Source organism: Halomonas smyrnensis AAD6 (assembly GCF_000265245.1).
GTDB classification, from domain to species: Bacteria; Pseudomonadota; Gammaproteobacteria; order Pseudomonadales; family Halomonadaceae; genus Halomonas; species Halomonas smyrnensis.
Genome location: NZ_AJKS02000029.1, coordinates 1 through 11,534, shown reverse-complemented (window position 1 = coordinate 11,534; position 11,534 = coordinate 1). Strand labels below are relative to the sequence as shown.

Here is an 11,534-nt window from a genome sequence, read left to right as displayed (position 1 = left end):
TCTTTTTTGTGCTGAAGACTCGCGTCCAGTCTGGAGATGCCGATCCCGCGGCGCAATCCGCCCTTGTGACACGGTGCTATCGTCCCCATGGTCTATCGTGTAGAGACGGAAATTCCGACCATCCAAGCGCAAGGAGTCGACATGAGCATCCAGAAGAACGGCAGCGCCGTCTGGCAGGGCGGCCTCAAGGACGGCAAGGGCACGGTATCCACCCAGAGCGGCACGCTGACCGAGGCGCCGTACAGCTTCGCCAAGCGCTTCGAGGACGAGTCCGGCGCCAACCCCGAGGAGCTGATCGGCGCCGCCCATGCCAGCTGCTACTCCATGGCGCTGTCGATGATCCTCGGCGAGGCGGGCTACACGCCGGATCGCATCGCCAGCCGCGCCACCGTCACCCTGGCGCCGGACGACAGCGGCTTCAGCATCAGCGCCGTGCATCTCGAGACCCGCGCCAGCGTGCCGGGCGCCGACGAGGCGGCCTTCCAAGACGCGGCCGAGAAGGCCAAGGCCGGCTGCCCGGTGTCGAAGCTGTTCAATGCCGAGATCACCCTGGACGCCAAGCTGGACTGAGGCGCCCGGCGCGATCCACCGGACCATAGACGCCAGTCAGCGAGGCCACCTTCGGGTGGCCTCGCGTGTATGGGCACCAGCCAAGCTGGCGGGGGAGATCAGCGCGCCCGGCGGGCGGCGTCCACCAGGGCGCGGATCAGCCGCTGCTGGGGGCGATTGAAGATCAGCCACTCCGGATGCCACTGCACGCCGATCAGGAAGTCGTGCTCGCGGGACTCGATGGCCTGCACCAGGCCGTCGCGGTCGCGGGCGACGATCTCGATGCCCTGGCCCGTCTCCTGCACCGCCTGGTGGTGCAGGCTGTTGATGCGACACCAGGTCACGCGGAGGATGCGGTAGAGCCGGCTGTCGCCGACGATGTCCACCGTCTTGCGCGGCAGCACGGTGCGCCGTCGCTTGAGCCCCTCGTTGGTGGTGTAGATGTCCGGGTCCAGGGTGCCGCCCTGGTGCACGTTGATCAGCTGGGCGCCGCGGCAGATGCCGAGCACCGGGGTGTCGGCGGGAATGAAGCGTTCGAGCAGCGCCAGCTCGAGCCGGTCGCGTTCGGGGTCGACGCGCACGTCGAGCTGGATCTCGCCGCCGTAGTGGTGGGCCTCGATGTCGTCGCCGCCGCCGATGATCAGGCCATCGAGCGTCTCGGGCCGCGGGCGCGAGGGCGACAGCCGCAGCGGGCGGCCGCCGTGACGCCACACGGCGAACCAGTCGAACCACCAGGCGATGCGGCTCTTGCGGTCGGAGGTGGTGATGCCGATCAGCGGGCGCTGGCTCTGCCTCATGACTGCCCGAGCCTCCGGCGCAGCGATTGCCACAGCCGCACCGGCCAGGCCGGGCGGTGGCGGGCCAGATACTGGGCGCCACGCTCGGCCAGCGTCTCCGGCGAGGCGGCCAGCGTCTCCACCTCGAGCCAGCGGTTCCACTCCTGGACGGCGCCCCAGCCGGACTCGGAGAGCTGGGCGTTGGGCAGCCGATAGTGATAGGTCGGCCGCGGCTTGACCAGGTGATCGCCGAGCAGTTCGTGGGGATGCTCGGGATGCAGGTGGGCGAACAGCGGCAGCAGGTCGAGCTCGCGATTGCGGGTCGGGTTGTACTCGAGATAGTCGTCGATCAGCGTCTCGAGGTCCGGCGCGTAGCCGGGATCGAGTACCTTGAGCGCGTAGGCCCGCGGGAAGGGATTGGCGTGGGGCAGCACTTCCCGGGTGATGTCGACCCGGATCTGCTCGCGCAGCCAGCGGGCGCTGAGCAGATAGGCGCGCAGATGGGCCAGCAGGCTCTCGACGTCCAGGCCCGGCGCCTCGGGATTGAGGTGCAGGCCGAAGCCGTAGAGCAGGCTGGCCTCGGTGCCCTTGGCGCCGCGCTGGCGCAGCGCCTCGAACAGCGCATCGAGCTGGTCGAGCTCGTCCCAGGGCACCGGCGGGCAGACGATCTCGGTGGGCACCAGGCCCGTGACCACATCGCCGATCAGCTCCCGGGTGCGCCGGTGGAACTCCTGGCGCATGCGCTCCCATTCGCTGTCCTTGCAGGCCTCGGGGTCGACGCGCTCGGCGTCCGGGTGGGCGTACTGGGTGTCCAGCTCGATGCCGAACTCGCCCCAGCGGGTGTCGGTGACCTTCAGGCGATGGGGGCTCAGCACCTCGACCTCGCCGCCGAACAGCTCCTTGACCAGGTTGGCGGTGTCTCGCGGCGGCAGGCCGGCGAACTCGATCTCGACTCCGACCCGGCGGGGCCTTCCCTCGGCATTGTCGGGTACGGGTGGCGGTTGCGGCGTCATGACGGCATCCTGTGTGACGGTATCGGCAGCCTAACATTGCTGCCAGGGATTCTGATATTGCGGTCACCCAACGTACGGAGACTCACGTTGCCACGCGCGCCTCGCCACTTTTCGTTCGCCCTGCGGGGCCTGCTGCTGCTCTCGCTGCTTCTTCTGCCGCTGATGGCGGCCGCCCAGTCGCTGCCGATCTCCGCCCTGGGCGGGGGCCAGGAGCAGGGCAGCGAACAGGAGCCCGATCCCGAGGCCCTGCAGCAGGCGCTCGATCGCATCATCACCACGCTGGAAGACGAGAACCGGCGCGACCAGCTGCTGCAGAGCCTGGAGTCGCTGCGCACCGCCAACAGCGAGGTGGCCGAGGAGGAGGGCATCGCCGGGCAGCAGGGGCTGTTGGGGGCGCTGGCCGACACCTTCAATGAGCTGGGCGAGCAGGCCGAGTCCGGCCGCTCGCCGTTCAACGACTGGCAGCGCCAGTTCCGCGAGGGCTGGACGGACTTCACCGAGCTGGTGGTGCGCACCGGCGACGGCGCGTTGCTCAACTTCGTGGTCGAGATGGCGGTGCTGGTCGGCATCTGGACCGGTTTGCTGGTGATCCTGATCGCGCTGGGGCGGCGGCTGGCGCAGCGGCGCGGCTGGCCGCTGGACCTGCCCCGCGAGCCCAAGGGGGCGCTGCTGGCGATCCACTTCCTGCGCCGCCTGCTGCCCTGGGGGCTGGCCTTCGTGCTGGCGCTGGGCGTGGCCCAGCTGGTGCCGGAGAGCGCCGGGCGCACCGGGGCGCTGGTGATCGCCTACATCTCACTGTGCGGACGCACCCTGTCGGTGGTGGTGGAGACGGTAATCTCGGTGTTCACCCGCGGCCATCGCTTCGTGGCCGTGCAGATCCTCCAGCATCAGGCGCTGCGCCCGCTGTTCGTGATCGGTGCGCTGATCGCGCTGGGCGATGCGCTGAACTCCACGCGCATCACCGTGTCGCTCGGCCTCGACCTTGCCAACCTGCTGTCGGTGATCGCCAACGTGCTGGCGGCCTTGCTCAGCGGGCGCTTCGTGATCCGCTTCAAGCGCCCGATCACGCATCTGATCCGCAACCGCTCCTACAAGCACCGCCGCGACAGCAGCAGCGCCGCCGACATGGCCCGCACCGTGGGCGGGCTGTGGCACATTCCCGCCCTGTTGCTGGTGGGCGGCTCGCTGGTGGCGATCTTCGTCACCGGCGGCGACGTGGCCACGGCGCTGGCGCGCTCCATCGTCTCGGCGTCGCTTCTGGTGCTGACCCTGGTGGTGGCCGGGCTGATCCGCCGCCACTCCGAGCGCCGCACCAAGCGCCGCTTCCGTCGCGAGTATCGCCGCCGCCTGGAGCGCTTCGGCTACACCCTGGCCCACGTCGTCGCCTGGATCACCTTCGCCGAGCTGTTCCTGCAGGTGTGGGGCGGCTCGCTGATCGGCATCGGCCAGCAGGGCGTGGCCAGCGTGCGCATCGGCCAGGCGCTGCTCGGCATCGGCTTCACCGTGCTGCTGGCCTGGCTGGCCTGGATCTTCGCCGACACCGCCATCCAGCGGGCGCTGGCCTCCTCGGCGCGGGCCCGCGGACGGCGGGTCAACCAGGCCCGCGCCCAGACCATCACGCCGATGATCCGCAACATTATCTTCGCCACCATCGTGATCATCGCCTCCATCGTCGGGCTGGCCAACCTTGGGGTGAACGTCACGCCGCTGCTGGCCGGTGCCGGTGTGATCGGCCTGGCGATCGGCTTCGGCGCCCAGACCCTGGTGCAGGACCTGATCACCGGCATCTTCATCCTCATCGAGGACTCGCTGGCGGTGGAGGACTTCGTGCAGATCAACGGCCACATGGGCACCGTCGAGGGGCTGACGCTGCGCACCGTGAAGCTGCGCGACCTGGACGGCATCGTGCACATCATCACCTTCAGCCGCATCGACTCGATCCACAACATGTCGCGCCAGTTCGGCATCGCGCTGATGAAGATCCGCATTCCCTACAACATGAAGATCGACGACGCCATCTCGCTGATGCAGGAGACCGCCCAGGCGCTGCGCCAGGACCCGATGATGCGCCACTACATCTGGTCGCCGCTGGAGATGCAGGGCATCCACGCCTTCGAGGACGGCTGCCCGCTGCTGCGCATGCGTTTCCGCACCGCGCCGGAGATGCAGTGGGACGTGGCGCGCGCCTTCAACCTGCTGCTCAAGCGGCGCATGGAAGAGCAGGGCGTGGACCTGGGCGTGCCGCGCCTGAGCGTCAGCATGGAAGGGCATGGCGGCGGCCGGCTGGACGGCAGCGCCGACTGGGGCGAGCAGCACGATGCCGCCGGGCGCGAGCCCGGCGAGGCCGGCGTCGCCGATCCCCATCGCCAGACCAGCGCCAGCGGCGGCTCGCCCGATCCGGGCTAGGGCCCTCGTTGCCTCCGCTGCTCGAAGCGCGAGCCCGGCAAGGCCGGCGGTGTGCTAGCGTAAAGCCGGACGCCTCGGCCACGGCAGGCGCGCCGACGCGTGGGGCAACCATGGGGCATCGGCCGCTGGCGCCCGATCCTGATGCCAGGAGGAGAACATGATGCGAACGCTGATCCAGACATTGCTGGCGCCGGTGGTGTGGGTGGCCGACAAGCTCGGCACCAGCCGCGAGGTCGCCCGGGACGAGGCGCAGCAGGCCGAGGTGGACGAGGCCTGCGAGGCGCTGGCGCTCTACCAGTTCTGGAGCGAGCCCGAGTGCATCCGCGTGCGCCGCGAGATCACCCGCCTGGGGCTCTCGATCGAGACCCGCGACGCCCGCCTCGACCCCGAGCACGGCCAGACGCTGAAGGAGCAGGGCGGCAAGCTCCAGGTGCCGTGCCTCTATATCCGCGAGGCCTCCGGCGAGGAGCGCTGGCTCTACAACGCCCAGCGCATCATCGATTATCTGAGGCGCCACTTCGGGGAGTAGGGTGGCGTGTTATCAGATGCGCTCAGTTCCAGCCTCTGTGCTCGCCATGGCTTGGCGTAGATCCTCAGTCAAATTAGTGGCAGGCTGAGGGTAAGGGCGTGATAGATGGACGGCACGATGATCGGTGTTATCGTGCCAAACGATTGTTAATGCTATTGGAAATCAATGGTTGGGGCGTATTGAGGTGCGCCGCATAACACGGATGAACGTGCCGGCGCGTTCAAGTCGATAAACGAGCCGGCTATTTAATACCTTTTATTCCTAAGGAGAGTTTTTATTGACCGACATAGTTTATTTGGTGGCCCTTGTGCTTCTGCCTCTTATTTTGCCGGTATTGGTCGTTTCGGCAGTTTTGGGAAATGGCTCTTGGATTTTAGAGCGACTCAAGTCCACGCTGACTCTAGATGAAGAGCGAGGACTTGCCGAGCAAGGTCTACTATGGGTCTCAACAATTTCTCCATTTTTATACTTTGTCGCCTTAGGTGTAATCGCTTGGAGGGATTATTCGATCTCTTTGACAAGTGATGGTTTGAGTGTGTTTTTTTCAATCAGCACACTGCCGCTAGGCGCTTTGTCTCTTTTATTGCCATTGTCGGTTCTTGTGTCTCGTCTACATGCAACGAAACAAACAGCTAAGCAGATTAAGATCACAAATCAGAAAAATAACATCGACCTTTTTCATTCTCATAGGAAGGAGTTGTTTGATTATTTTGGCCAAATCGGTGAGGTTGAGTATCTTGATTGTTTGGTCGGGGAGTTTAAGGTGCACCCAAGAGTTCATAAAAGTTTCTTTATTGGCAAGCCTGAGGATGGGGTTCCACAAACAAATATAGACGTATTTGAAGATATCGAGAGAGAGTTGTCGTCGGCCAGAAGTGAGTTGGATTTAATTATTCGAGACGTCAATCCTCAACTTACCTACAGTGTTTATATCGCTAATTTCTGTAGCACAATTTATCGGCTAAGCAGAAAGCTTGGGTTGCCGGAAATATACGTTGAGCTTGCTGAACGTAGCATTCTCGTTCCAACGAAGCTCGAAGGCAACGAGGAAAAGGAGCTTTTAACCGTTGGTAAGACGACAGATGAAGCTGTTGCAGCATATAGGTATGCAAAGAGCTATTATCATAATCTTTGCGATTTTGCGGGTAAAGAGCCAGTTCATGCAGAAGATGAAAATTTAAAGTATATAGAGATGGGCGGAAAGTTTAGGAAAACAAAAGAAGAAAAAGTCATTGAAAGGTTGCATAAGAATGAAATCCAACAGGCTATCCAAGCTAAGGCATAACAATGCACTGCTAGGGACAAACCTACGCTGCGCTTCGGTTTGCCCCAGAGCGCGGCGTTATCAGCCCCAATTCCTCGAGGCTGATAACGGCCAGCGCGGAATGTCGCTTTACAGCGTTTCCTCCAGCAGCGTCAGCAGCCGCTTGTAGTGCAGCTCGTCGGCTTCGGCTTGGTAGGAGCCGGTGGCGTCCTTGGCGGTGAAGCCGTGGGGAGCGCCCCGGTAGAGCTCGGTGGTGAAGTGCACGCCGGCACTGGCCAGGGCCTCGTCCATGCGGGCGATCTGGTCGGCGGGCAGCAGCTCGTCCTTGTCGGCGTGGCCGAAATAGACGCGGCCTGCGATGTTCTCCACCACCTTCACCGGCGCGTTCTCGTCGTCGGCCTTCGCCAGGTTGGCGGAGTGGAAGCCGGCCGCGGCGGCGATGCGCTCGGGGTGTTCCGCCGCCATGCGCAGCGCGAAGGCCCCGGTGAGGCAGTAGCCCACCACGGCGACCTTGCCTTTGGCGAATTCCGGCGCGGCATCGAGGCCCGCGAGCCAGGCGGCGAAGTCGCGGGACTGCGCCTCGGGCGTCAGCTGGCCGGCGTAGCGGACCAGCGTCGGGCGCACGTCCGGGTCGCGGAACGACTGGCCCGCCGGCACGATCTCGCCGGCCGCGTCACGGTAGTAGATGTTGGGCATCAGCACGGCGTAGCCGGCGTCGGCGATGCGCTGGGCCTTCTCGCGATAGCAGGGGCGAAGGCCGCCGATATCGGTGAGCAGCACCACGGCCGGCAGCGGGCCGTCGGCGTTCTCGGGCGTGAAGACATGGGCGTCGATGGTGCCGTCGGCGGCGGGAAGGTCGATGGCGCGGGACATGAGGGCTCCTAATGGAGGGCGGGGCAGATGGATATACCTTGATAACGACGACAACCTCTACCACAACGGGCTGGCGCCGCTAAAGAGTTTTATCGATGTCTAGTGTGGCTTGGGTTGCGAGAAGGACAGGCAGACCCGGCTGACATTGTCGGGATTGTGTATGACCTTGTACGAGGGGCTGGAATGACAGAACAAGACACGTTTTATGTGCTGTATCGCTTCAAGGTGACACCGGGAAGGGAGGAGGCCTTCAAGGAAGGATGGTGTCGCATGACGGAGGCCATTCGCGAACAACGAGGAGGGCTGGGCTCCCGCTTGCACTATTCCAAGGATGGTTGGTGGATGGCCTATGCGAAATGGCCGAATCGGAAGGCCTGGGAGTCGTCCCAAAGGCTTTCCGAGTCCCCCGACAGTGAGGCGGCCGAACTTATGGCACAGTCCATTCAAGAGCGATTGCCGCCTATTCCTTTAGTACCAGAGATCGATCTCATTGACCGCCGTTCGGAAATCGGCGGCTAGCGATAGGGCGACGAATGGATCGTTACTGCCCGCCGCCGATGGTCAGCCGCAGCGCCTGCAGGCCGCCGAGCTCGAGGCGGGTCTCCTCAGAGAACAGTGGGTGGCCGTGCACGGTCAGGTCGATGCCGGCGGCTGCGCCGCGGTAGTGCACGTCGGCGGTGACCTCGGCCTCGGTGCCGAGCGGTGCCAGCACATCGTAGCTGACGCCGTCCACTTCCACGGCGGTGAGGCCCATGTCGGTCAGTGCCTGGGTCACGTGTTTCTTCACGGCCATGCCGTAGGTGACGTAGAGCCCGCCGTAGGCCAGCGCGGCGATCACGATCAGGGAGAGAAGTCGGCCCATGGCGGGTTCCTCGTGTGGCGTGGGGTCAGATATGGGACCGGCGGGGCTGCCAGCCGCCCTCGCGAATCGCGGGGCAGCCGGCGACGTCGCGATTGTAGAGATACAGCCAGGCCGGGCCGAAGGCGGTCTCGTGCACGACCCGGTCGTAGGTGCCGCTCGCCGGCTGGCGCACGCGGTAGTCCTCGAGCACGTCGAGCTCCTTGAGCCCCGCGGCATCGACGCGGAACACCTCGATCTCGATGCCCCGGGAGGGTTCGAGCCGGGCGCCGGGGTAGGGGCCGAGGTCGAACAGGGTGACGTGGGTGAGCAGGTCCGTGCCCACGAACTCGGCGCCGTTCAGCCAGTGGTGATTGCGCAGGCCGCGCTTGAGGGTGCCGTAGACGGCGACCAGGGGCGTGCGCTCGATGGCGATGGCGGGGCTGTGCATAGGGCTGTCCTTTCCGCATTCGGCGGTCGGACAGTCTACCAAAACGCCCCGCACGATGGCGGGGCGTTGGTGCCTCACGATGAGGAGCGCCGGGGACAGGGCGTAGAGGGGCTTTGCCAGGGATGGCAAAAGTTAGCGCCCATGGATGGGTTCACAGCGCCCCTCGGAGGCCTGTCCGTGGATCAGCTCCGAGGAAACAGCCCCCTCAGTCCATCGCCGAGTCGCGGCCCAGGTTCTCGGGGCCGAAGGAGTCGGGCAGCAGCTGGTCCATGGTGTAGCGGCGCAGCAGCGTGCCCTGGGCGTCGACCACGCGGATCAGGGTCTCGGGGGTGGCGAACTCGCGGATGCGCTGGCGGCAGTCGCCGCAGGGCGTGCACAGGTGCTCGCCCGGGCCGATCACGTAGACCTCGCGCAGCTCGCGCTCGCCGGCGCTGGCCATGGTGGCGATGGCCGAGGCCTCGGCGCAGATGCCCTTGTAGTGGGCCACCTCGACGTTGGCGCCGACGTAGCGGGTGCCGCTCTCGCTGACGATCAGCGCGCCCACCGGATGGTTCGAGTAGGGCGCGTAGGCGCGGTCGCGCACGTCGATCAGCGCCTCGACGATATCGGGCTGGACCTCGCTCATGCCTGGGCCTCCCGGGCGGCGTCGTCGCGCAGCACGCTGTCCAGGGCGACGGTCATCATCTCGTCGAAGGTGGTGGCGCGCTCGTCGCTGGAGAGCGAGTCGCCGCGCACGATGTGGTCGGAGACCGTGCAGATGGTGGCGGCCCGGGCGCCGAACTCGGCGGCCACGCCGTAGAGGCCGGCGGCCTCCATCTCCACGCCGACGATGCCGTAGCGGCGCATCAGGTCGATCATCTCGGGGCGCGGGTCGTAGAACAGGTCCGCGGAGAAGATGTTGCCGACCTTGACCGGCACGCCCTGGGCCGCGGCGGCGTCCACCGCGTGGCGGGTCAGCTCGAAGTCGGCGATGGCGGCGAAGTCGTTGCCGAGGAAGCGGGTGCGGTTGACGCCGGAGTCGGTGCAGGCGCCCTGGCCGATGACCACGTCGCGCACCTTCACGTCGTCGCGCACCGCGCCGCAGGAGCCGACGCGGATCAGGCTCTTCACGCCGAACTCGGTGATCAGCTCCTTGGCGTAGATCGACACCGAGGGGATGCCCATGCCGTGGCCCATCACCGAGATCTCGCGGCCCTTGTAGGTGCCGGTGTAGCCATACATGTTGCGCACGTCGTTCACCTGACGGGCGTTGTCGAGGAAGGTCTCGGCGATGTACCTGGCGCGCAGCGGGTCGCCGGGCATCAGCACGGTGTCGGCGAAGTCGCCGCGTTCGGCCTTGATATGCGGGGTGGCCATGTTCGGTCTCCTTGGTCTTTGATCCGAGTGTCGTCGGCCCGGGGCCTGGTCGGACGTCGATTATCTTGCCGGCAGGAAGCTCGTGCCGTCGTCCATGGGCGCCAGGCCGAGGTGCGCGGCCAGGCTCTGGCCGATGTCGGCGAAGCTCTCGCGCACGCCCAGCGAGCCGGGCGCGAGGCCGGCGCCGCTGGCCAGCACCGGGATGTGCTCGCGGGTGTGGTCGCTGCCGGGCCAGGTCGGATCGCAGCCGTGGTCGGCGGTGAGGATCAGCAGGTCGTCGTCCTCGAGGCGCGCCAGCAGCTCGGGCAGGCGGGCGTCGAAGGCCTCCAGGGCGGCGGCGTAGCCGGCCACGTCGCGGCGGTGGCCGTAGACCATGTCGAAGTCGACGAAGTTGGTCATGATCAGCGAGCGGTCGCCGGCCTCGGCCATCGCGTCGAGGGTGGCGTCGAACAGGGCGTCGTGGCCGCTGGCCTTGAGGGTGCGCGAGATGCCGCAGTGGGCGTAGATGTCGGCGATCTTGCCGATCGCCACCACCTCGCCGCCGTCGTCGTGCAGCTTCTGCAGCACCGTGGGCGCGGGCGGCTCGACGCTGTAGTCGCGGCGGTTGGCGGTGCGGGCGAAGTCGTCGGCGCTCTCGCCCGTGAAGGGCCGCGCGATCACCCGGCCGATGTTGTAGGGCTCGAGCAGCCGGCGGGCGGTCTCGCACAGCGCATAGAGGCGCTCGAGGCCGAAGGCGTCCTCGTGGGCGGCGATCTGGAACACCGAGTCGGCCGAGGTGTAGACGATCGGCTTGCCGCTGGCGACGTGCTCCTCGCCGAGCCGGGCGATGATCTCGGTGCCGGAGGCGTGGCAGTCGCCGATCACGCCGGGCAGGTCGGCCTCGCGCACCAGCGCCTCGAGCAGCTCGGGCGGGAAGCTGTGCTCGCGGTCGCTGAAGTAGCCCCACTCGAAGCGCACCGGCACGCCGGCGATCTCCCAGTGGCCGGAGGGCGTGTCCTTGCCGGAGGAGATTTCCCTGGCCACGCCGTAGGCGCCGTCGACGCCCTGCGGCGGGGTCACGCCGGCGGCCCAGGCGCCGGTGCTCTCGTGGTGGGCGTGGAACAGCCCCAGTCGGCCGAGGTTCGGCAGCGCGAGGGGGCCGCGCGTGGTCGAATCGGCGCACTCCCGGGCGATATGGCCCAGGGTGTCGGCGCCGGCGTCGCCGAAGGCCTCGGCGTCCGGAGTGGCGCCGAGGCCGAAGGAATCGAGAACGAGCACGATGGCGCGGGTCATGGGACCTCCCGACGGATGGTGTCCTGGATCAGTGTTGGCGCGGGGCAGGGCGCGTCACTCAGCGTGAGGGCGTCGCGCAGCCGGGCCTCGGCGCGCTCGGCGTCGGCCTCGCTGCGGGCGTGGATGCGCGCCAGTGGCTGGCCGGCGGCGACGGCCGCGCCCAGCTCGGCGATGTCGCTCAGGCCGACGGCCGGGTCGATGGCGTCC

General features: G+C 66.5%; 13 protein-coding genes and 1 pseudogene. 5 read left to right on the top strand and 9 right to left on the bottom strand.

The window, feature by feature from the left end; all coding sequences use genetic code 11:
* Positions 1–141: 141 nt before the first annotated feature.
* Positions 142–570 carry an OsmC family protein gene (locus tag UYS_RS0216565; RefSeq protein ID WP_016856636.1) on the top strand — a complete coding sequence of 143 codons (429 nt, stop codon included), beginning with the start codon at positions 142–144 and terminating at the stop codon, positions 568–570.
* Between the two features lie 98 nt (positions 571–668).
* Here the strand turns inward: UYS_RS0216565 and UYS_RS0216560 are convergent, their stop codons facing one another.
* A complete protein-coding gene (locus UYS_RS0216560; RefSeq protein WP_016856635.1) occupies positions 669–1,346 on the bottom strand; it encodes a gamma-glutamyl-gamma-aminobutyrate hydrolase in 678 nt (225 codons plus the stop codon).
* Positions 1,343–2,338 carry an amidoligase family protein gene (locus UYS_RS0216555; RefSeq protein ID WP_016856634.1) on the bottom strand — a complete coding sequence of 332 codons (996 nt, stop codon included), beginning with the start codon at positions 2,336–2,338 and terminating at the stop codon, positions 1,343–1,345. Before UYS_RS0216555 ends, UYS_RS0216560 begins: the two co-directional genes overlap by 4 nt.
* Before the next feature lie 162 nt (positions 2,339–2,500).
* Here UYS_RS0216555 and UYS_RS0216550 point away from each other — a divergent pair, with 162 nt between their 5' ends.
* The 3 genes from UYS_RS0216550 (at position 2,501) to UYS_RS18595 (ending at position 6,558) form a co-directional block, all read left to right on the top strand.
* Positions 2,501–4,744: a mechanosensitive ion channel family protein gene (locus tag UYS_RS0216550; protein ID WP_083868179.1), complete on the top strand. Its 2,244-nt coding sequence runs from the start codon at positions 2,501–2,503 to the stop codon at positions 4,742–4,744.
* Positions 4,745–4,901: 157 nt separating this feature from the next.
* Positions 4,902–5,273: a glutaredoxin domain-containing protein gene (locus UYS_RS0216545; protein ID WP_016856632.1), complete on the top strand. Its 372-nt coding sequence runs from the start codon at positions 4,902–4,904 to the stop codon at positions 5,271–5,273.
* 277 nt (positions 5,274–5,550) lie between these two features.
* Positions 5,551–6,558 (top strand): hypothetical protein, encoded by a 1,008-nt coding sequence (locus tag UYS_RS18595; protein ID WP_156821654.1) that lies wholly within the window; start codon positions 5,551–5,553, stop codon positions 6,556–6,558.
* A gap of 108 nt (positions 6,559–6,666) precedes the next feature.
* Here UYS_RS18595 and UYS_RS0216535 read toward each other — a convergent pair whose 3' ends face one another.
* Positions 6,667–7,410 carry a dienelactone hydrolase family protein gene (locus UYS_RS0216535; protein ID WP_016856630.1) on the bottom strand — a complete coding sequence of 248 codons (744 nt, stop codon included), beginning with the start codon at positions 7,408–7,410 and terminating at the stop codon, positions 6,667–6,669.
* Positions 7,411–7,593: 183 nt separating this feature from the next.
* Here UYS_RS0216535 and UYS_RS18275 point away from each other — a divergent pair, with 183 nt between their 5' ends.
* Positions 7,594–7,929: an antibiotic biosynthesis monooxygenase family protein gene (locus UYS_RS18275; RefSeq protein ID WP_083868177.1), complete on the top strand. Its 336-nt coding sequence runs from the start codon at positions 7,594–7,596 to the stop codon at positions 7,927–7,929.
* Between the two features lie 22 nt (positions 7,930–7,951).
* Here UYS_RS18275 and UYS_RS0216530 read toward each other — a convergent pair whose 3' ends face one another.
* The 6 genes and pseudogenes from UYS_RS0216530 to UYS_RS17655 all read right to left on the bottom strand — a co-directional run.
* Positions 7,952–8,272, bottom strand: a complete 321-nt coding sequence (locus UYS_RS0216530; RefSeq protein WP_016856629.1) for a hypothetical protein — start codon at positions 8,270–8,272, stop codon at positions 7,952–7,954.
* A 25-nt stretch (positions 8,273–8,297) separates the two neighbouring features.
* Positions 8,298–8,699: a gamma-glutamylcyclotransferase family protein gene (locus tag UYS_RS0216525; protein WP_016856628.1), complete on the bottom strand. Its 402-nt coding sequence runs from the start codon at positions 8,697–8,699 to the stop codon at positions 8,298–8,300.
* A gap of 205 nt (positions 8,700–8,904) precedes the next feature.
* Complete coding sequence (gene cdd / locus UYS_RS0216520; protein ID WP_016856627.1) at positions 8,905–9,324, bottom strand: cytidine deaminase; 420 nt, start codon at positions 9,322–9,324, stop codon at positions 8,905–8,907.
* Positions 9,321–10,055, bottom strand: coding sequence for a purine-nucleoside phosphorylase (deoD, locus tag UYS_RS0216515; RefSeq protein ID WP_016856626.1), 735 nt, complete (start codon positions 10,053–10,055; stop codon positions 9,321–9,323). The genes cdd and deoD overlap by 4 nt, the downstream gene beginning before the upstream one ends.
* 60 nt (positions 10,056–10,115) lie before the next feature.
* Positions 10,116–11,327, bottom strand: a complete 1,212-nt coding sequence (locus UYS_RS0216510; RefSeq protein ID WP_016856625.1) for a phosphopentomutase — start codon at positions 11,325–11,327, stop codon at positions 10,116–10,118.
* A pseudogene (locus UYS_RS17655) lies at positions 11,324–11,534 on the bottom strand (thymidine phosphorylase); the annotation flags it as partial. The pseudogene UYS_RS17655 and the gene UYS_RS0216510, both read right to left, overlap by 4 nt.

Coding starts and splice junctions, on each gene's coding strand:
- UYS_RS0216545 (WP_016856632.1), top strand. CDS start 4,902: ATGATGCGAACGCTGATCCAGACATTGCTGGCGCCGGTGGTGTGGGTG.
- UYS_RS0216555 (WP_016856634.1), bottom strand. CDS start 2,338: ATGACGCCGCAACCGCCACCCGTACCCGACAATGCCGAGGGAAGGCCC.
- UYS_RS0216550 (WP_083868179.1), top strand. CDS start 2,501: ATGGCGGCCGCCCAGTCGCTGCCGATCTCCGCCCTGGGCGGGGGCCAG.
- UYS_RS0216530 (WP_016856629.1), bottom strand. CDS start 8,272: ATGGGCCGACTTCTCTCCCTGATCGTGATCGCCGCGCTGGCCTACGGC.
- UYS_RS0216510 (WP_016856625.1), bottom strand. CDS start 11,327: ATGACCCGCGCCATCGTGCTCGTTCTCGATTCCTTCGGCCTCGGCGCC.
- UYS_RS0216525 (WP_016856628.1), bottom strand. CDS start 8,699: ATGCACAGCCCCGCCATCGCCATCGAGCGCACGCCCCTGGTCGCCGTC.
- deoD (WP_016856626.1), bottom strand. CDS start 10,055: ATGGCCACCCCGCATATCAAGGCCGAACGCGGCGACTTCGCCGACACC.
- UYS_RS0216535 (WP_016856630.1), bottom strand. CDS start 7,410: ATGTCCCGCGCCATCGACCTTCCCGCCGCCGACGGCACCATCGACGCC.
- UYS_RS0216560 (WP_016856635.1), bottom strand. CDS start 1,346: ATGAGGCAGAGCCAGCGCCCGCTGATCGGCATCACCACCTCCGACCGC.
- cdd (WP_016856627.1), bottom strand. CDS start 9,324: ATGAGCGAGGTCCAGCCCGATATCGTCGAGGCGCTGATCGACGTGCGC.
- UYS_RS0216565 (WP_016856636.1), top strand. CDS start 142: ATGAGCATCCAGAAGAACGGCAGCGCCGTCTGGCAGGGCGGCCTCAAG.
- UYS_RS18275 (WP_083868177.1), top strand. CDS start 7,594: ATGACAGAACAAGACACGTTTTATGTGCTGTATCGCTTCAAGGTGACA.